Here is an 18975-nt window from a genome sequence, read left to right on the forward strand (position 1 = left end):
GCCGATTGTAGAAGGAGGGACCGGCGGGGAGCGGTCGAGTTCCCGGTCGGGGCCTTCCCGTGGGTCCGCGATCCTGGTATAGCTAACGTACTAGTTCGTACATTAGTGAACCGCTCAGGAGGGCCACCGTGGCCGAGGTCTTCAAGGAACCGTCTCTCGTCGACTCGTACCTGGTCGGGCTGATCGGTTCCGGCATCGGACCGTCCCTCAGCCCGGCCCTGCACGAACGCGAGGCGGACCGGCAGGGGCTGCGCTTTCTGTACCGGCTCATCGACATCGACGTGCTCGGCGTCGGCCCCGAGGCGGTCGGCGAACTGGTGCGCGCCGCCCGTGACGTGGGCTTCCAGGGGCTCAACATCACCCACCCGTGCAAGCAGCTCGTCATCGAGCACCTCGACGGGCTCGCCCCGCAGGCCGAGGCACTGGGCGCGGTCAACACCGTCGTCTTCGAGGCGGACGGCCGCGCGATCGGCCACAACACGGACGTCACCGGGTTCGCCGCCTCCTTCGCGCGCGGACTGCCCGACGCGCCCATGGAACGCGTCGTCCAGCTCGGCGCGGGCGGTGCGGGCGCGGCCGTGGCGCATGCCACGCTCACGCTCGGCGCCGAGCGTGTCACCGTCGTGGACGCGCTTCCGGAACGGTCCCATGCCCTCGCCGACTCCCTGAACCGCCACTTCGGCCCGGGCCGCGCCGCCGGCGCCACCCCCGACCGGCTGCCCGAGCTGCTCGCCGCCGCCGACGGCATCGTCCACGCCACACCCACCGGGATGGCCGCCCACCCCGGACTGCCCTTCCCCCCACGCCTGTTGCACTCCGAGCTGTGGGTCGCCGAAGTGGTATACCGCCCGCTGGAGACCCAACTGCTCAGCACGGCCCGCGCGTTGGGCTGCGCCACCCTCGACGGCGGCGGCATGGCGGTCTTCCAGGCGGCGGACGCGTTCCGCCTGTTCACCGGCCGGGAGCCCGACAGCGCCCGCATGCTCGCGGACATCGCCGAGTTGGCCGGTGCCGTGCCCGCGCCGAAATAGCCGTGCCCGCGCCGAATTTGCCGTGCCCGCAGCGAAATCGAGAGGTACCCCGATGCGCACGTCCATCGCCACCGTCTCCCTCAGCGGTTCCCTCACCGAGAAACTCACCGCCGCCTCCCGGGCAGGCTTCGACGGCGTCGAGATCTTCGAGAACGACCTGCTCGCCAGCCCGCTCGCGCCCGAGGAGATCCGCGCCCGGTGCGCCGACCTCGGTCTGACCATCGACCTCTACCAGCCGATGCGGGACATCGAGGCCGTGCCCGAGGCCGAGTTCGCCCGCAATCTGCGCCGCGCCCGGCACAAGTTCGAGCTGATGCGCAGGCTCGGCACCGACACCGTCCTCGTCTGCTCCAGCGTCTCCCCGCTCGCCGAGGACGACGACGCCCTCGCCGCCGCCCAGCTCGGCCAACTGGCCGACCTGGCCCAGGAGTTCGGCATCCGCGTCGCCTACGAGGCGCTCGCCTGGGGACGGCACGTCAGCACGTACGACCACGCCTGGCGGATCGTCGAGAGCGCCGGCCACCCCGCGCTCGGCACCTGCCTCGACAGCTTCCACATCCTGTCGCGCGGCTCCGACCCCAAGGGCATCGAGGACATCCCCGGCGAGAAGATCTTCTTCCTCCAGCTCGCCGACGCCCCGCTGCTCGCGATGGACGTCCTGCAGTGGAGCCGCCACTACCGCTGCTTCCCCGGCCAGGGCGGCTTCGACGTCGCCGGACTCGTACGGCACGTCCTGACCGCCGGCTACGACGGTCCGCTCTCGCTGGAGGTCTTCAACGACGTGTTCCGGCAGGCGGAAGCGGGCCCGACAGCGGTCGACGCCCAACGCTCGCTGCTGGTCCTCCAGGAGACGGTAGGCGTACTGGAGCCCCCAACTCCCGTAGTCCCCACGGGCATTGCCTTCGCCGAACTCGTCACCCCCGACGCGGAACCCGTCTCGGCGCTGCTCGGCGCCCTCGGCTTCACCCGCACCGCCCGCCACCACGGCAAACCGGTGGACCTGTGGCAACAGGGCGAGGCCCGCATCCTGGTCAACACCGGCCCCGCCCTACGACGGGACGGCACCGCCCTCGCCGCGATCGGCCTGGAGTCACCCGACCCGGAGGGCGCCACCCGCCGCGCCGAAGCCCTCCTCGCGCCGGTGCTGCCCCGCCGTCGCGCACCCGGTGACGCCCAACTCGACGCCGTGGCCGCGCCGGACGGCACGGAACTCTTCTTCTGCGCCCAGGACACCCCCGAACTCCCCGGCTGGCGGGCCGACTTCACCGACACCACCGGCCAACTGCCCGCAGAGGCAGGCATCCAGCGCATCGACCACCTAGCCCTCACCCAGCCCTGGCACCACTTCGACGAGGCAACTCTCTTCCACCGCAGCGTCCTTGGCCTGCAGGCCCAGGAGAGCGTCGACGTCGCCGACCCCTACGGCCTGCTGCGCAGCCGCGCCGTCACCACCCCCGACGGCAGCGTCCGTATCGCGCTGAGCGTCGGCGCGGCCCCGACCGAGGACGGCGCCCACGCCCAGCACATCGCCCTCGCGACGGAGGACGTGGTCACCGCGGCCCGCCGCTTCCACGAGTCCGGCGGCCGGCTGCTCCGTATGCCCGCGAACTACTACGACGACCTCGCGGCCCGATTCGACTTCACCGAGGGCGAGTTGGAGACGTACCAGGACCTCGGCATCCTCTACGACCGGGACGCGGGCGGCGAGTTCAGGCACTGCTACACGCGGACGGTCGGGCGGGTCTTCTTCGAACTGGTCCAGCGCGAGCCGGGCTACCGGGGTTACGGCGCCCAGAACGCCCCGGTGCGGCTGGCGGCCCAGCACACGGCGAAGCGGCTCACTGGCGGCTGACGGTCCGGGTGACGCCGGTGACGACCGTCGTGGCCAGGATCCAGCCGGTGATGATCAGGCCGTAGGCGAGGTACTGGTACCAGCCGTCCGGCGCGAACGCCTCCTCCTGGCCGAAGGAGATCACCGGGAGCAGCAGGTCGAGCGTGTAGAACACCGGGTTGAAGTGCGGGGCCTCGGACGCCTTGAGGGCGTGGGGGTGGTGCAGGCCGTAGGCGAGGGAGCCGATCGCCAGCAGGGACAGCAGCCAGGCGCAGGCACGGAGCGGGCGGAAGCCGTAGCCGACGGTGGCGTCCTGGACGTAGCCCCAGATACGGCCGTACCAGGGGCGGGTGGCGCGCAGGCGGCGCTGCTTGGCGAGTTGGACGAGACGGGCGGCGGCGTCGTCGCCGATCCGGAGATAGGCGGCGGTCAACTGCTCGTAGGCGTAGGGGACATAGCCGTCACGGTCCCGTTCGAGCAGCGGCAGCCGGCGCTCGGCCGGTTCGTGCGGGGACAGCGTCGTATAGGTGAGGCCGTCCAGCCGCACCTCGGCGGGCCAGGTCTCCTGGGCCACGTGCAGGGTCTCGATCTGGGACCGACGGAGATTGACCCGTCCCACGATGGGTGCCGCCTCGCGCAGCCACAGTTCCCCGATCACCGCGCTGCTCGCCCGCAGCGCGACGCCGCCGGGGTTCTGCAGATCGGCGTAGGTCAGGCCGAGTTGACCCGGGACGCGGGCGCCGCGCAGGTCGAGACGGCCTCGCACGACGACGCGCATGGCGTGGAGGTCGATGCCGACGGTCAGGGTCTCCGCCTGGAGGGCGGTGTGCCCGGGATGGTCCAGCACGGCGTCGTTCAGGTTGATGGAACCGGCGACCGTGGCACCGTCCAGACGCACCTGTCCCTGGACCCGCAGCCCGGGCACCCACATGTCGTCGCCGATGGCGGCCTGGTTGAGCTGGAGCACCGGCTCGGCCGCGTCCGGCGCCGTGAGCTGTGCCCGTTCCATGAACAGCGCACCCGATATCTGGGCTCCGCCCAGCCGCACGGGTCCCCGCAACCGGCAGTCCGTCAGGCGCAGTACGCCGTCCAGCCGCAGTGTGGCCGCGGTCAGTCCCGGCAGCACCGAATCACTCAGGTTGAGTTGCCGGAACCGGGCGCCGTACAGGTTGGGGACCTCGTCGAAATGGCAGTGGTTCAGCCGGACGGAGCGGTCCGTCGTCCCGTACTGGAAGTCCAGTACACCGGTGATGCGGGCGCCCGCCAGTTTGAGGGCGGCGATCTCGCCCTCCTCCTGCGGCCCGTTGAGCAGCAGTGCCCTCAACACCGCGGCGCGGACGCTTCGTTCGGGCCCCCAGCCGTCGCCGAGGGCCACGTCCGTGTCCTCGGTCGTACGGAAGTCCACGGACTCGCCCAACGGGAAGGCCCGCCACACCTGTTCCTCGGCCGGTGTCAGATCGTTGATCTCCATCAAGCGGGACTCTATCCGCGCGGACCTCGCGGGCACAGGGGACGACAACGGCCCGGACCGCACGTCAACGTACGGTCCGGGCCAGGGAGTTGTGGCGTCGCTACGGCCGGGTGTTCCACTCCGCGATCACCGGGCGGTCGTGCTCGGTGGAGAGGCGGCTGACCGTGCCGGTGGCCAGTTGGAACAGGCGGCCGTCCGCCGCCGTCAGGCCCAGCCGGCGGGCCGTGAGGACGCGCAGGAAGTGGGCGTGGGCCACGAGGATCACGTCACCGTCCACGAGCGCGGAGTCCACCCGCTTCAGGACCCGGTCGGCCCGGTCGCTGACCTTGTCCGGGGACTCGCCGGGGTGTCCGGCCGGGCCCGGCGGCACGCCGTCGGTCCACAAGTACCAGTCGGGGCGGGTGCGGTGGATGTCGACGGTGGTGACGCCCTCGTAGGCGCCGTAGTCCCACTCGTGCAGGTCGGGGTCGGGTACGGCCCCGGTGATGCCCGCGAGTTCGGCGGTGCGTATCGCGCGGCCGAGCGGGCTGGTCAGGGCGAGCGCGAAGGTCCGGTCCGAGAGGAGCGGAGCGAGGGACTTGGCCTGTTCCTCGCCGTGCTGGGTGAGGGGCAGGTCGGTCCAGCTGGTGTGCTGGCCCGACACGCTCCACTCCGTCTCGCCGTGGCGGACCAGCAGAAGATCCCCCACGGCGCGCCTACTTGGACTCGACGGCGTGGCCGCCGAACTGGTTGCGCAGCGCCGCGATCATCTTCATCTGCGGCGAGTCGTCCTGACGCGAGGCGAACCGCGCGAAGAGGGAGGCCGTGATCGCGGGCAGCGGCACCGCGTTGTCGATGGCCGCCTCGACGGTCCAGCGGCCCTCGCCGGAGTCCTCCGCGAAACCGCGCAGCTTGTCCAAGTGCTCATCGCCGTCAAGGGCGTTGACCGCCAGGTCCAGCAGCCACGAGCGGATGACGGTGCCCTCCTGCCAGGAGCGGAACACCTCGCGCACGTCCGTGACGGAGTGGACCTTCTCCAGCAGCTCCCAGCCCTCGGCGTACGCCTGCATCATGGCGTACTCGATGCCGTTGTGAACCATCTTGGAGAAGTGCCCGGCGCCGACCTTGCCGGCGTGCACGAAGCCGAACTCGCCCTCGGGCTTGAGCGCGTCGAAGACGGGCTGGACCTTGGCGATGTTCTCGGCGTCGCCGCCGACCATCAGGGCGTAGCCGTTCTGGAGGCCCCACACACCGCCGGAGACACCTGCGTCGACGAAGCCGATGCCCTTGGCGCCCAGCTCCTCGGCGTGCTTCTCGTCGTCCGTCCAGCGGGAGTTGCCGCCGTCGACGATGACGTCGCCGGGCTGGAGCAGCTCGCCCAGCTCGTCGACGACCGACTGGGTCGGGGCGCCGGCCGGGACCATCACCCATACCGTGCGCGGCGCTTCGAGCTTGCCGACCAGTTCGGCCAGGTCGCTCACGTCGGAGACCTCGGGGTTGTGGTCGTAGCCGATGACGGTGTGGCCGGCGCGGCGGATGCGCTCGCGCATGTTGCCGCCCATCTTGCCGAGGCCGATCAGTCCGAGCTGCATGTCAGTTCACTTCCTGGGAATTACGGAGCGTCCGGTAGGTGGCCACGAGAGCGGCGGTGGAGGAGTCGAGACCGGGCACGTCCGCGCCCTCGGTCAGGGCGGGTTCGACGCGCTTGGCGAGGACCTTGCCCAGCTCGACGCCCCACTGGTCGAAGGAGTCGATGTTCCAGACAGCACCCTGTACGAACACCTTGTGCTCGTACAGCGCGATCAACTGCCCGAGCACGGACGGGGTCAGCTCGCGGGCCAGGATCGTGGTCGTGGGGTGATTGCCCTTGAACGTCTTGTGCGGCACCAGTTCCTCGGGCACGCCCTCCGCGCGCACCTCGTCCGGCGTCTTGCCGAAGGCCAACGCCTGGGTCTGGGCGAAGAAGTTGGCCATCAGCAGGTCGTGCTGCGCCTTGAGGCCTTCGCTCAGCTCGCCGATCGGGTTGACGAAGCCGATGAAGTCCGCCGGGATCAACTTCGTGCCCTGGTGGATGAGTTGGTAGTAGGCGTGCTGGCCGTTCGTGCCGGGCGTGCCCCACACCACCGGGCCGGTCTGCCACTCCACCGGATTCCCGTCCCGGTCCACGGACTTGCCGTTGGACTCCATGTCCAGCTGCTGCAAGTAGGCGGTGAACTTGGAGAGATAGTGCGAGTACGGCAGTACGGCGTGCGACTGCGCGTCGAAGAAGTTGCCGTACCAGACGCCCAACAGGCCGAGCAGCAAAGGTGCGTTGGACTCGGCGGGCGCGGTGCGGAAGTGCTCGTCGACGAGGTGGAAACCGTCGAGCATCTCGCGGAAACGGTCCGGGCCGATGGCGATCATCAGGGAGAGACCGATGGCCGAGTCGTAGGAGTAGCGGCCGCCGACCCAGTCCCAGAACTCGAACATGTTGTCCGTGTCGATGCCGAAGTCCGACACCTTCCCGGCGTTCGTCGACAGCGCCACGAAGTGCTTCGCGACGGCCTTGTCGTCACCGCCGAGACCCTCAAGGAGCCAAGTGCGGGCGGACGTCGCGTTGGTGATCGTCTCGATCGTGGTGAACGTCTTCGACGCGACGATGAACAGCGTCTCGGCCGGGTCCAGGTCGCGAGTGGCCTCGTGCAGGTCGGCGCCGTCCACGTTCGACACGAACCGGACCGTCAACGAGCGGTCGGTGAACGCGCGGAGGGCCTCGTATGCCATCGCAGGGCCGAGGTCGGAGCCGCCGATGCCGATGTTGACGACATTGCGGATACGGCGGCCCGTGTGGCCGGTCCACTCGCCGGAGCGGACACGGTTCGCGAAGGCGGCCATCTTGTCGAGGACGGCGTGGACTTGGGGTACCACGTTCTCGCCGTCGACCTCGACCACCGCGTCACGCGGGGCGCGCAGCGCGGTGTGCAGGACCGCGCGGTCCTCGGTGACGTTGATCTTCTCGCCGCGGAACATCGCGTCGCGGAGGCCGAACACGCCGGTGGCGGTGGCCAGTTCCTGGAGGAGGGCGAGGGTCTCGTCCGTGATCAGGTGCTTGGAGTAGTCGATGCGCAGGTCGCCGACGGTGACCACGTACCGCTCCGCGCGCCCCGGGTCCGCGGCGAACAACTCACGCAGCTGCGGGCTCAGTTCGGCCGCGCGGTGGTCCTCCAGAGCGGTCCACTCGGGCCGCCGCACGAGCTTGGGGGAGTCAGACATGACGGGGGGTCTCCTTGGTGCCCTCGGCCCGCAGGGCGATGGCGTACATCTCGTCGGCGTCGAGGCGCCGCAGCTCCTCGGCGATGAGTTCGGAGGTCGTGCGGACCTTCAGCGCGAGGGTGCGGGACGGCTGTCCGGGCAGGGACAGCGTGGCCAGCGGGCCCTCGGGGCGGTCGATGACGACCTCGCCGGCGCCGGTGCCGAGGCGGACAGCCGTGATGACCGGTCCGTCGGTGACCACGCGGTCGATCTTCACCTTGAGGCGGGCCTCCAGCCAGCGGGCCAGCAGCTCGGCGGCCGGGTTGTCGGCCTCGCTCTCCACCGCACCCGAGGTGATCTTCGACTTGGACTGGTCCAGAGCCGCCGCCAGCATCGAGCGCCACGGCGTCAGCCGGGTCCAGGCGAGGTCGGTGTCGCCGGGCGCGTAGGCACGGGCGCGGGCGTCCAGCGCCTCCAGCGGGTTCGTCGCCGAGTACAGGTCGGTGATCCGGCGCTGCGCGAGGGCGCCCAGCGGGTCCTTCGCCGGGATCTCGGGGGCGTCCCCGGGCCACCAGACGACGACCGGCGCGTCCGGCAGCAGCAGCGGCAGCACAACGGAGTCGGCGTGGTCGGACACCTCGCCGTAGGTCCGCAGCACGACCGTCTCGCCCGTGCCGGCGTCGGCGCCCACCCGGACCTCGGCGTCGAGGTGCGAGTTGGTCCGGTCCCGCGGGGTGCGGGCGTGCCGCTTGATGACGACCAGGGTGCGCGAGGGGTGCTCGTGCGAGGCCTCCTCGGCCGCCTTGATCGAGTCGTAGGCGTTCTCCTCGTCCGTGACGATGACCATCGTCAGGACCATGCCCACGGCAGGGGTGCCGATGTCGCGGCGACCCTGCACCAGCGCCTTGTTGATCTTGCTTGCCGTGGTGTCGCTCAGGTCGATCTTCATGGCCTGCGCCAGCTCCGTCCGTCTCGTGCGAGCATCTCGTCCGCCTCCTGAGGCCCCCAACTGCCCGAGGAGTACTGCGCGGGCTTGCCGTTCTGTGCCCAGTACTCCTCGATCGGGTCGAGGATCTTCCAGGACTCTTCCACTTCCTGGTGGCGCGGGAACAGGTTGGCGTCGCCGAGCAGCACATCCAGGATGAGCCGCTCGTACGCCTCCGGGCTCGACTCCGTGAACGACTCGCCGTAGGCGAAGTCCATGGACACGTCCCGGATCTCCATCGAGGTGCCCGGCACCTTCGAGCCGAACCGGACCGTCATGCCCTCGTCGGGCTGGACGCGGATGACGATCGCGTTCTGGCCCAGCTCCTCGGTGGCGCTGGAGTCGAAGGGGGAGTGCGGGGCGCGCTTGAAGACGACCGCGATCTCCGTCACGCGCCGCCCGAGCCGCTTGCCGGTGCGGAGGTAGAAGGGGATGCCCGCCCAGCGGCGGTTGTCCACCTCCAGCTTGACGGCGGCGTAGGTGTCGGTCTTCGACTGCGGGTCGATGCCGTCCTCCTGGAGGTAGCCGACGACCTTCTCGCCGCCCTGCCAGCCCTCCGCGTACTGCCCGAACACCGTGTGCTCGCCCAGCTTCTCGGGCAGCCGCACCGACTTCAGCACCTTCAGCTTCTCGGTGAGCAGCGCCTCCTCGTCGAAGGCGATCGGCTCCTCCATGGCGGTGAGCGCCATCAGCTGCAGCAGGTGGTTCTGGATGACGTCACGGGCCGAACCGATGCCGTCGTAGTAGCCGGCGCGCCCGCCGATGCCGATGTCCTCGGCCATCGTGATCTGGATGTGGTCGACGTAGGACCGGTTCCAGATGGGCTCGTACATCTGGTTGGCGAAGCGCAGCGCCAGGATGTTCTGGACCGTCTCCTTGCCGAGGTAGTGGTCGATACGGAACACCTGGTCCGGGTCGAACACCTCGTGCACGATCTTGTTCAGCTCGCGCGCGCTCTTCAGGTCGCGGCCGAACGGCTTCTCGATGACCGCCCGCCGCCAGGAACCCTCGGCGGCCGTCGCGAGGCCGTGCTTCTTCAGCTGCTGGACGACCTTCGGGAAGAACTTCGGCGGTACGGAGAGGTAGAACGCGTAGTTGCCGCTCGTACCGCGGGAGGTGTCCAACTCGTCGACAGCGGCGCGCAGTTGCTTGAACGCGGTGTCGTCGTCGAAGTCGCCCGGGATGAACCGCATGCCCTCGGCGAGCTGCTGCCAGACCTCCTCGCGGAACTCGGTCCGGGAGTGCTCGCGCACCGAGTCGTGCACCACCTGCGCGAAGTCCTGGTCCTCCCAGTCCCGCCGGGCGAACCCGACGAGCGAGAAGCCCGGCGGCAGCATGCCGCGGTTGGCCAGGTCGTACACGGCCGGCATCAGCTTCTTGCGGGACAGGTCACCGGTGACCCCGAAGATGACCAGCCCGGACGGGCCCGCGATCCGGGGGAGCCGGCGGTCGCGCGGGTCACGCAGCGGGTTGTCCCAGCCGGCGGCCAGCGCGTCGGTGAGTTCCTCGACGGTCAGCGCCTGCCCGGCCGTTTGGACCGTTCCAGCCGCTTCGGCTGCCTCAGCTGTCTGGCCTGCCTCGCCTGCCTCGGCCGGTTTCGTTACGGGAAGTTCGTCGCTCATTCCCCGTCGACCCCCTTGCTGCTCAGCGACTTCGCGACGGCGTCCAGCAGGTCCTGCCAGGCCACCTCGAACTTGGCGACGCCCTCGTCCTCCAGCTGCTTGACGACGCTGTCGTAGGAGATCCCGAGCCGCTCTACGGCGTCCAGGTCGGCGCGGGCCTGCGCGTAGCCGCCGGTCACCGTGTCGCCGTGGATGTCGCCGTGGTCGGCGGTGGCGTTCAGCGTCGCCTCGGGCATGGTGTTGACCGTGCCGGGCGCGACCAGCTCGTCGACGTACAGGGTGTCCTTGTACGACGGGTCCTTCACGCCGGTCGAGGCCCACAGGGGGCGCTGCTTGTTGGCCTTGGCGCCTGTCAGACCGGTCCAACGGTCACCGGAGAAGACCTCCTCGTAGGCCTCGTAGGCGAGCCGCGCGTTGGCGAGAGCCGCCTTGCCCTTGAGGGCGAGGGCCTCGTCCGTGCCGATCGCGGTCAGGCGCTTGTCGATCTCGGAGTCGACGCGGGAGACGAAGAAGGAGGCCACGGAGTGGATGGTTGCCAGGTCGATGCCCGCGGCCTTCGCCTTCTCCAGGCCGGCCAGGTAGGCGTCCATGACCTCGCGGTAGCGCTCCAGGGAGAAGATCAGCGTGACGTTGACGCTGATGCCCTCGCCGATGACCTCGGTGATGGCGGGGAGGCCGGCCTTCGTCGCCGGGATCTTGATCATCACGTTGGAACGGTCCACCAGCCAGGCCAGCTGCTTGGCCTCGGCGATGGTCGCCTCGGTGTTGTGGGCGAGCCGCGGGTCGACCTCGATGGAGACCCGGCCGTCCTGCCCGCCGGTCGCGTCGTACACCGGGCGCAGGATGTCGGCTGCGGCGCGGACGTCGGCGGTGGTCATCATCCGGACGGCCTCTTCGACCGTCACCTTGCGCACGGCCAGGTCGGCGAGCTGCTGCTCGTAGCCCTCGCCGGAGCCGATGGCGGCCTGGAAGATCGACGGATTGGTGGTGACACCGACGACGTTCTTGGTGTCGACGAGTTCGGCGAGGTTGCCGGACTCGATCCGCTTGCGCGACAGGTCGTCCAGCCAGATGGAGACGCCCTCGTCGGACAGGCGCTTGAGAGCTCCCGCGGTGGCGGTCACTTCGGTCACTGTGATCATCTTCTTTCTGGCGATCGGATCAACCGCGCGCGGCGGCAAGGGATTCCCGTGCTGCGGCGGCGACGTTCTCGGCCGTGAAACCGAACTCGGCGAACAGGGTCTTGGCATCGGCGGAGGCGCCGAAGTGTTCGAGGGAGACGATGCGTCCTGCGTCACCCACGAACCGGTACCACGTGAGACCGATCCCGGCCTCGACCGCAACGCGGGCCTTCACGGACGGCGGAAGGACGCTGTCGCGGTACTCGCGCGACTGCTCCTCGAACCACTCCACGGACGGCATCGACACCACCCGGGTACCCACGCCCTCGGCCTCCAGCTGCTCCCGCGCCTCGACGGCGAGGTGCACCTCGGAACCGGTCGCGATGAGCACGACGTCCGGGGTCTCGGTGGAGGAGTCCTTGAGGACGTAACCACCGCGCGCAGCATCGGAGTTGGGCGCGTAGGTGGGCACGCCCTGACGGGTCAGCGCGAGGCCGTGCGGGGCCGGCTTCGTGGCGTGCCGCTTGAGGATCTCGGCCCAGGCGATCGCGGTCTCGTTGGCGTCGGCCGGGCGCACGATGTTCAGGCCCGGGATGGCGCGCAGCGAGGCGAGGTGCTCGACCGGCTGGTGGGTGGGGCCGTCCTCGCCGAGACCGATGGAGTCGTGGGTCCAGACGTACGTCACCGGGAGCTGCATCAGCGCGGAGAGGCGCACGGCGTTGCGCATGTAGTCGGAGAACACCAGGAAGGTGCCGCCGTAGACACGGGTGTTGCCGTGCAGGGCGATCCCGTTCATCTCGGCCGCCATCGAGTGCTCGCGAATACCGAAGTGGATCGTACGGCCGTACGGGTCGGCCTCCGGCAGCGGGTTGCCCTTCGGGAGGAAGGACGAGGTCTTGTCGATGGTGGTGTTGTTCGAGCCGGCGAGGTCGGCGGAGCCGCCCCACAGCTCGGGCAGGACCGTTCCAAGTGCCTGGAGGACCTTGCCGGAGGCGGCGCGGGTGGCGACGGAGGAGCCCTCCTCGAAGACCGGCAGGGACTGCTCCCAGCCCTCGGGGAGCTGACCGGCGACGATCCGGTCGAAGAGCTTCGCGCGCTCGGGCCGGGCGCCGCGCCAGGTGTCGAGCTGCTTGTCCCAGGTCGAGTGCGCCTCGGCGCCCCGGTCCAGGGCCTTGCGGCTGTGGGCGATGACCTCGTCGGCGACCTCGAAGGACTGCTCCGGGTCGAAGCCGAGGACGCGCTTGGTGGCGGCGATCTCGTCGGCGCCGAGCGCGGAGCCGTGGGCGGCCTCGGTGTTCTGCGCGTTCGGGGCGGGCCAGGCGATGATCGTGCGCATCGCGATGATCGAGGGGCGCTCGGTCTCGGCCTGCGCCGTCTTCAGCGCCGTGTACAGCGCGTGGGGGTCGACGTCGCCGTCGGCGGCGGGCTCGATGCGCTGGGTGTGCCAGCCGTAGGCCTCGTACCGCTTCAGGACGTCCTCGGAGAAGGCGGTCGCGGTGTCGCCCTCGATGGAGATGTGGTTGTCGTCGTAGACGAAGACGAGGTTGCCGAGCTTCTGGTGGCCCGCGAGGGAGGAGGCCTCGGCGGAGATGCCCTCCTCCAGGTCGCCGTCGGAGACGATCGCCCAGATCGTGTGGTCGAAGGGCGACTCGCCCTCAGGGGTCTCGGGGTCGAACAGGCCGCGCTCGTAGCGGGCGGCCATCGCCATGCCCACCGCGTTGGCGACGCCCTGTCCGAGCGGTCCTGTCGTGGTCTCCACACCGGCCGTGTGCCCGTACTCGGGGTGACCAGGCGTCTTCGAGCCGTGCGTCCGGAACGCCTTCAGGTCGTCCAGCTCCAGCTCGTACCCGGCGAGGTACAGCTGCGTGTACAGCGTCAGCGAGGTGTGGCCGGGGGAGAGGACGAAACGGTCACGGCCGGTCCACTCGGGATCCGCGGGGTCGTGACGCATCACCTTCTGAAAGATCGTGTACGCGGCGGGAGCCAGGGCCATCGCCGTGCCCGGGTGGCCGTTGCCGACCTTTTGGACCGCGTCAGCGGCCAGGACACGGGCGGTGTCGACGGCTCGACGGTCGAGATCGGTCCACTCGAAGCTGTCAGGTGTGTGCGCGTTCATCTTCAAGAAGTCCTCGGTAAGAGCGGCAGAACTGCTCGGACGCCTTCAAATCTAAAAGTCTGACTTTTACGAGGGAAGGTGCCGGTGTGCCAGCCTGTGGTGAAAGTGGGACACCGGGATGAACGTCGAGGCGGCACGAGAAGGACATGACGGACAGAACTATCCAAGACGTCGGCGGTGACGGCGACGTGATCAGAACGTTTCCCTTCCCTGTCGATCTGAGTGTCTGCGGCGTCGGCATGCAGGTCGGCCCGATGGGCACCGACCGCACCTGGCACGCGGACGCGCCCCTGCACCGCGTCCACCGCATCGACTTCCATGTGGTGATGCTCTTCTCCGGCGGCCCGGTCCGCCACATGATCGACTTCGCCGAGTACGAGGTGGGCGCCGGCGACGTCCTGTGGATCCGCCCCGGCCAGGTCCACCGCTTCTCCTCGACCAGCGAGTACCGCGGCACGGTCCTGACCATGCAGCCCGGCTTCCTCCCGCGCGCCACGGTCGAGGCGACCGGCCTGTACCGCTACGACCTCCCGCCCGTCCTGCGCCCCGACGAGCCCCGCCTCACCGCCCTGCGCGCCTCCCTGGGCCAGCTCCAACGGGAGTACGAGGACTCGACCACCCTCCCGCTGAGCCTCCACACCTCTGTCCTACGACACTCCCTGACGGCCTTCCTGCTACGCCTCGCGCATCTCGCGGCGAGCTCGGCGGAGGCCGCCCGGCAGCAGACCGACACGACGTTCACGCTCTTCCGCGACGCCGTGGAGAAGGGCTTCGCCACCAACCACAGCGTCAGCGCCTACGCCGACGCGCTCGGCTACTCCCGCCGCACCCTGGTCCGCGCGGTCCGCGCCGCGACCGGCGAGACCCCGAAGGGCTTCATCGACAAGCGCGTCGTCCTGGAGGCGAAACGGCTGTTGGCCCACACGGACCTGCCGATCGGCCGTGTGGGGGCGGCAGTCGGCTTCCCCGACGCGGCGAACTTCTCCAAGTTCTTCCAGCAGCACACGGATGTGACACCGGCGGGGTTCCGGGCCGAGCTGAGGTGAGGTGAGGTGACGCGGACGGGCCGCGGGGAAACGGAGGAGCCCCACCCCGGTCGCTTCGGGATGGGGCTCGGGCCCGGGTCCGGTCAGCCGCAACTCGGCTGTGTCCGGGCGGAGTTCGCGCGCCTCTCCGCGCGGCGACGCGACGATGTCACGGTGTGGCCCGTGCTTCGATGACGGCGAACGCCCCGGCGGGAGTCACCGTGACGCGGTGCAGGCCGGCCGCGGTGAACAGGGCGTCGAATTCGGCGAGTTGGCGTTCCCTGCCGCCCGTCATGGCCAGCATGTTCATATCCATCAGGGGAGCGAGCCCGGGCCGGCCGGCATCGTCGACGAGGTGGTCGACGACGGCGACGCGGCCGCCCTTCGCCAGCTGTGCCCGGCAGTTCTGGAGGATGCGGACACAACTCGCGTCGTCCCAGTCGTGCAGGATGTATTTGAGTACGTAGAGGTCGGCCGGCGGAACCGAGTCGAAGAAGTCCCCGCCCACGGTGGTGAATCGCTCGTCGAGCCCCTCGGCCTTGGCCGCTTCGGTCGCGGCGGGAGCGATGTGGGGCAGGTCGAAGACCCCACCGTGGAGTGCGGGGTTGGCCCGCATCATCGCCCGGACGACGTCGCCACCGGCTCCGCCGATGTCCAGGGCGAGGGTGACGCCCCGGGTGTCCAGGACGGCGGCGATGTCGAGGGCGGCGGCCTGTGACAGGTTGCTCATCGACTCGGTGAAGGAGGCCGCTTCGTCGAGGTGCTTGGCGAAGTAGTCGAAGATGTTCGCCTCGCCGTGCGCCGCCGTGACCTGGTGCGAGCCCGTCCGGACGGCCTCGGGAAACATGCCCCACGACAGCCAATGGCCCGGTGCGGACTGGGAGATGGCGAAGTGCCGTAGCGAGTGGGGGTCGTCCTGCCGCAGTGTGCTCAGCAGGGGTGTGCCGGTGTAGTGATGTCCGTCGGCGGAGGTCGTCAGGCCCAGGGAGGCGCAGGTGCGCAGCAGGCGGCGGGTCGCGTCCGGGTCGATGGACTCGGCGTCGGCGATCGCGTCGGCGGTGTCGGTGCCGGCCGCGAGGTGGTCCGCGAGGTTGTACAGGGCGGCGGCGCGAACCGTCTGGGTGACCCAGAAGCCCGTCACCATGCCCATCATGCGCTCGTAGTCGTGGGAGGCCGCCGACGGTCGTACGGTGGTCAAGTCGCTCTTTTTCAGGGGGAATCGCTTCGTGTACGGGGCGGGTCGCTACTCCACGACGAGTTCGACCGGGATGTTGCCGCGGGTGGCCTTGGAGTACGGGCAGCCCGCGTGCGCCTGCTCGACCAGCTTGCGACCGGTCTCGTTGCGCAGCGCCTCGGGCAGCTTCACGCGCAGCACCGCGGTGAGTGCGAAGCCGCCGTCCGCGGCGTCCTTGGCGAGGCCGATCTCCGCGGTCACCGAGATCTCACCGGTGGCCACCTTCGCCGCCCGGCCCACGACACCGAGCGTGCTGGTGAAGCAGGCCGCGTAACCGGCTGCGAAGAGCTGCTCGGGATTGGTGCCCCGGCCGTCGCCGCCGAGCGCCGGCGGGAACGCCAGACCGACATCGAGCTGTCCGTCGTCGCTGGCGGCGCGGCCGTCCCGGCCGTTGGCGGTGACGATCGCGGTGTAGACAGCGTCCATGGTTCCGACCTCTTCCTTCGACTTCGTTCGACTGATTCGTTCGACTGATGAATTGCTGTTCCGGTACGGAGGGGACGGTCTTCAACGAGCCCGGCGCAGGAAGTCGACGACCAGGTCCGTCGTCGCCTGCGGCTGCTCCTCCGTGATCCAGTGCCCGCAGTCCGGGATCACCGCGTCCTCGACGTCGTCGGCGACACACCGCAGTACCTCGCCGATTCCCGGGCCGAACGTGGCTTCGCCGCCGAAGGCCAGGACCGGCATCGGGAGCTTGCCCTCCGCGAGGAACTTCCTGTTGTCGGCCGCGTCCTGGGCGAACGCCAGGAACTGGGCGAAACTCGCGCGCATGGCGCCGGGCTGTGCGTACAGCGCCGCGTAGTGCTGGCGCTTCGCTTCGTCGAACCGCTCGGGGACCACGGAGAGTTCGTTCCAGAAGCGGTCGAGATAGATGCGCTCCCGGCCGTCGACCAGGCGCTCCATGTCGTGACCGCCGAAGCCGAAGTGCCACATGGCCGGGTCCTGCGTGATCAGGTCCCAGGGGCCGATGCCGGGCAGCGGCGCGTCGATCGCCACCCATCGGCCGACGCGCTCGGGGTGGGTGGCGGCGACCGCGTAGCCGACCATGATGCCGATGTCGTGCGTCACCAGGTCGATGGAACGGATGCCCAGGGCGTCCAGGACGCCCCACACGTCCGCCGCCTGGGTCTTCTTGTCGTAGCCGCCGTCGGGTTTCGACGAGAGGCCCAGCCCGCGCAGGTCGGGCGCGATGACCGTGTGGTCCTCGATGAGCGCGTGGGCCAGGTGACCCCACATGTCGCCCGTCGTGCCGAAGCCGTGCAGCAGCACGACCGCCGGCCCCTGCCCGCCGACGCGCACATGGATCGTGGCGCCGTTGGTCTCGATCTCGCGCGACTCCATACCGGCGGGGAAGGGGTGAATGCCGTCCTGACGACCGTGGTTGTTCATGGCTTTGCTCCGGGTGTGAGAGGAAAGGGGCTTCGACGCCCGATCCGCGTCGCACCACCGAAGCTAGCCGACCGGTCTACTACGGTCCATCGCGCGCCGGTCGCCGGTCGTGGAGGCGCGCGCCGCTGACCTGCGATGGAAGACAGGGGCTAGCAGCAGAGAGGAAGTCGGTCGTGATCTTGCCCCGGACGGAGCGCGGACGTTCGCTCCCCCGAGGTGCCTCACTTGGACCGTTCCACCGGGCCGGAAAGAGCAGGGGCCTCACGCATGCACGCGTGAAGCCCCTTTGCCCCGTGGGGAGTTGGGATCAGTGGCCGAAGTCGAACCAGTTCACGTTCACGAAGTCCGCCGGCTGGCCGCTGCTGAAGGTGAGGTAGACGTCATGGGTGCCGGTGACCGAGCTGATGTTCGCGGGCACCGTCTTCCATGACTGCCAGCCCCCGGTGTTGGCCAGCGCGAAGCTGCCGACCGGGGTCGCGGTGGGGCTGTCGAGGCGGACCTGGACCAGGCCGCTGACACCGGTCGCGGCGCCGCTCGCGACCCGGGCGTAGAACTGGGTGGCCGCCGTGGAGCCGAAGTTGACGCCCTTGTAGAGGGCCCAGTCGCCGTTGGCGATGGAACCGATGTCCTGGCCGCCGCCGGTGTCCGTGGTGCTCTCGGCGATGGTGCCGGACTGGCTGTCGTAGGACTCGGCCTGGATCGCGCTGTACGCGTCACGGTTGCCGGTCGGCGGGGGTGTGGTACCGCTCCCACTACCCGTGGACGAGAGCACCTGGACGTAGTCCACCGTCATCGGGTGGTTGGGGTCGGTGGCGCTGGTGGGGCCGCCGCCGAACGCGTCCGGGAAGCCGCCGCCCATCGCCACGTTCAGGATGATGAAGAAGCCGTGGTTCGTCGCGTTGGCCCAGGTCGTCGCGTCGACCTGACTGGAGTTCACCGTCTCGAAGTTGACGCCGTCGAGGTAGTAGCGGATCTGCTCGGGACTCGTGGACCGGTCCCATTCCATCGCGTACGTGTGGAAGCCCGCCTGGCAGGTCGTTCCCGTGCACGCCGTCGAACCGCCGATGCCGGTCGTCTCGTTGCACGGACCGCCCGGGCTGGTGCCGCAATGCACCGTGGACCAGTCGGTGTTGAGGCCCTGGACGTTCTCCATGATGTCCAACTCGCCCACGCTGGGCCAGTTTTGATAATTGCCCCGGTACGGCGCGCCGAGCATCCAGAACGCGGGCCAGTACCCGAGCGCCGACGAGCCGGTGACGTTGGGGAGTTGGATACGGGCCTCGACGCGGAGCTTTCCGCCGGCCGGCGGCTGGAAGTCGGTGCGGTTGGTCTCGATACGGCCCGAGGTCCAGTTGCCGGAGGCGTCCCGGCGCGGGGTGATCAGCAGGTTGCCGTTGCCGTCGAGGGCCACGTTGTTGGTGGAGGAGGTCATCGTCTCGACCTCGCCGGTGCCCCAGTTGGCGGCTCCACCCGGGTACGAAGTCCCGGTGTCGTACTGCCAGTTGGCGGTGGAGACGCCGGTGCCCGCCGAGCCGTTGAAGTCGTCCAGGAAGACCTGCGTCCAGCCCGACGGGGGCGTGGGCGCGGACGCGTTCGCGGGCAGGGTGAAGGCCGTGGCGGTGGCGGCCGCCAGGCCGAGGGTGCTGAGGACGGCGATCAGGGTGCGCCGGAAGGGGTGGGGTCTGCGCGGCGTGCCGGAGGGTTCACTCATCGGTGCCTCTCGGATACGGGGTGGGGGTGCGGGTGCCGTGCCTGCCTGAGAGCGCTCTCATGCAGTGGGGTGCGCGGTCAATGTGCTCTCAGCCACCCAGGCCGTCAAGAGGTGAAGCCGGGAAAGTCCTTTCGCTGTGCGGGAGTTCAGGCGATGAATGCGGTGAAAGAGGAGGTTTCCGATCCGCCTTCCGGGGCGGCGGGGCCGGGGCCTGCCAGGGGCCGGCTGG

General features: G+C 69.7%; 15 protein-coding genes. 3 read left to right on the top strand and 12 right to left on the bottom strand.

Annotated elements, in window-relative coordinates:
* The first annotated feature begins 128 nt into the window (after positions 1-128).
* Positions 129-1031 (top strand): shikimate dehydrogenase, encoded by a 903-nt coding sequence (locus tag R2B38_RS35900; RefSeq protein ID WP_318019972.1) that lies wholly within the window; start codon positions 129-131, stop codon positions 1029-1031.
* Between the two features lie 52 nt (positions 1032-1083).
* Entirely contained in the window at positions 1084-2883 is a 1800-nt protein-coding gene (locus tag R2B38_RS35905) for a bifunctional sugar phosphate isomerase/epimerase/4-hydroxyphenylpyruvate dioxygenase family protein (protein WP_318019973.1), read from the top strand.
* Here the strand turns inward: R2B38_RS35905 and R2B38_RS35910 are convergent.
* From R2B38_RS35910 to tkt, 8 genes are all read right to left on the bottom strand, one after another.
* Entirely contained in the window at positions 2870-4333 is a 1464-nt protein-coding gene (locus tag R2B38_RS35910; protein ID WP_318019974.1) for a membrane-associated oxidoreductase, read from the bottom strand. The two genes, R2B38_RS35905 and R2B38_RS35910, sit on opposite strands and share 14 nt — an antisense overlap.
* 100 nt (positions 4334-4433) lie before the next feature.
* Positions 4434-5021, bottom strand: coding sequence for a histidine phosphatase family protein (locus tag R2B38_RS35915; protein WP_318019975.1), 588 nt, complete (start codon positions 5019-5021; stop codon positions 4434-4436).
* Positions 5022-5028: 7 nt separating this feature from the next.
* Positions 5029-5904: a phosphogluconate dehydrogenase (NAD(+)-dependent, decarboxylating) gene (gnd, locus tag R2B38_RS35920; protein ID WP_318019976.1), complete on the bottom strand. Its 876-nt coding sequence runs from the start codon at positions 5902-5904 to the stop codon at positions 5029-5031.
* 1 nt (position 5905) lies between these two features.
* A complete protein-coding gene (gene pgi, locus R2B38_RS35925) occupies positions 5906-7564 on the bottom strand; it encodes a glucose-6-phosphate isomerase (RefSeq protein WP_318019977.1) in 1659 nt (552 codons plus the stop codon).
* Positions 7557-8492 carry a glucose-6-phosphate dehydrogenase assembly protein OpcA gene (gene opcA, locus R2B38_RS35930; protein ID WP_033285789.1) on the bottom strand — a complete coding sequence of 312 codons (936 nt, stop codon included), beginning with the start codon at positions 8490-8492 and terminating at the stop codon, positions 7557-7559. The genes pgi and opcA overlap by 8 nt, the downstream gene beginning before the upstream one ends.
* Positions 8489-10150 carry a glucose-6-phosphate dehydrogenase gene (zwf, locus tag R2B38_RS35935; RefSeq protein WP_318019978.1) on the bottom strand — a complete coding sequence of 554 codons (1662 nt, stop codon included), beginning with the start codon at positions 10148-10150 and terminating at the stop codon, positions 8489-8491. Before zwf ends, opcA begins: the two co-directional genes overlap by 4 nt.
* The gene (gene tal / locus R2B38_RS35940) at positions 10147-11292 is read right to left on the bottom strand and encodes a transaldolase (RefSeq protein WP_318019979.1); all 1146 of its coding nucleotides are present in this window, start codon (positions 11290-11292) and stop codon (positions 10147-10149) included. Before tal ends, zwf begins: the two co-directional genes overlap by 4 nt.
* A 19-nt stretch (positions 11293-11311) precedes the next feature.
* Positions 11312-13387: a transketolase gene (gene tkt / locus R2B38_RS35945; RefSeq protein WP_318019980.1), complete on the bottom strand. Its 2076-nt coding sequence runs from the start codon at positions 13385-13387 to the stop codon at positions 11312-11314.
* 146 nt (positions 13388-13533) lie between these two features.
* Between tkt and R2B38_RS35950 the strand changes: the two genes are divergently transcribed.
* Positions 13534-14433: an AraC family transcriptional regulator gene (locus tag R2B38_RS35950; RefSeq protein WP_318019981.1), complete on the top strand. Its 900-nt coding sequence runs from the start codon at positions 13534-13536 to the stop codon at positions 14431-14433.
* Positions 14434-14581: 148 nt separating this feature from the next.
* Here R2B38_RS35950 and R2B38_RS35955 read toward each other — a convergent pair whose 3' ends face one another.
* The 4 genes from R2B38_RS35955 to R2B38_RS35970 form a co-directional block, all read right to left on the bottom strand.
* Positions 14582-15610 carry a methyltransferase gene (locus tag R2B38_RS35955; RefSeq protein ID WP_318019982.1) on the bottom strand — a complete coding sequence of 343 codons (1029 nt, stop codon included), beginning with the start codon at positions 15608-15610 and terminating at the stop codon, positions 14582-14584.
* A 45-nt stretch (positions 15611-15655) separates the two neighbouring features.
* Complete coding sequence (locus R2B38_RS35960) at positions 15656-16072, bottom strand: organic hydroperoxide resistance protein (protein WP_318019983.1); 417 nt, start codon at positions 16070-16072, stop codon at positions 15656-15658.
* Positions 16073-16153: 81 nt separating this feature from the next.
* Positions 16154-17035 carry an alpha/beta hydrolase gene (locus tag R2B38_RS35965; protein ID WP_318019984.1) on the bottom strand — a complete coding sequence of 294 codons (882 nt, stop codon included), beginning with the start codon at positions 17033-17035 and terminating at the stop codon, positions 16154-16156.
* 307 nt (positions 17036-17342) lie between these two features.
* On the bottom strand, positions 17343-18746 hold the full coding sequence (locus R2B38_RS35970) for a glycoside hydrolase family 16 protein (protein WP_318019985.1): 1404 nt from the start codon (positions 18744-18746) through the stop codon (positions 17343-17345).
* Between the last annotated feature and the right edge of the window lie 229 nt (positions 18747-18975).

Source organism: Streptomyces sp. N50 (genome assembly GCF_033335955.1).
Lineage (GTDB): Bacteria > Actinomycetota > Actinomycetes > Streptomycetales > Streptomycetaceae > Streptomyces.

Excerpts from the sequence above, each read along its gene's own strand:
- R2B38_RS35910 (WP_318019974.1), bottom strand. The coding sequence starts at position 4,333 with ATGGAGATCAACGATCTGACACCGGCCGAGGAACAGGTGTGGCGGGCC.
- zwf (WP_318019978.1), bottom strand. The coding sequence starts at position 10,150 with ATGAGCGACGAACTTCCCGTAACGAAACCGGCCGAGGCAGGCGAGGCA.
- pgi (WP_318019977.1), bottom strand. The coding sequence starts at position 7,564 with ATGTCTGACTCCCCCAAGCTCGTGCGGCGGCCCGAGTGGACCGCTCTG.
- R2B38_RS35905 (WP_318019973.1), top strand. The coding sequence starts at position 1,084 with ATGCGCACGTCCATCGCCACCGTCTCCCTCAGCGGTTCCCTCACCGAG.
- R2B38_RS35970 (WP_318019985.1), bottom strand. The coding sequence starts at position 18,746 with ATGAGTGAACCCTCCGGCACGCCGCGCAGACCCCACCCCTTCCGGCGC.
- opcA (WP_033285789.1), bottom strand. The coding sequence starts at position 8,492 with ATGAAGATCGACCTGAGCGACACCACGGCAAGCAAGATCAACAAGGCG.
- R2B38_RS35965 (WP_318019984.1), bottom strand. The coding sequence starts at position 17,035 with ATGAACAACCACGGTCGTCAGGACGGCATTCACCCCTTCCCCGCCGGT.
- tal (WP_318019979.1), bottom strand. The coding sequence starts at position 11,292 with ATGATCACAGTGACCGAAGTGACCGCCACCGCGGGAGCTCTCAAGCGC.
- R2B38_RS35960 (WP_318019983.1), bottom strand. The coding sequence starts at position 16,072 with ATGGACGCTGTCTACACCGCGATCGTCACCGCCAACGGCCGGGACGGC.
- gnd (WP_318019976.1), bottom strand. The coding sequence starts at position 5,904 with ATGCAGCTCGGACTGATCGGCCTCGGCAAGATGGGCGGCAACATGCGC.
- tkt (WP_318019980.1), bottom strand. The coding sequence starts at position 13,387 with ATGAACGCGCACACACCTGACAGCTTCGAGTGGACCGATCTCGACCGT.
- R2B38_RS35950 (WP_318019981.1), top strand. The coding sequence starts at position 13,534 with ATGACGGACAGAACTATCCAAGACGTCGGCGGTGACGGCGACGTGATC.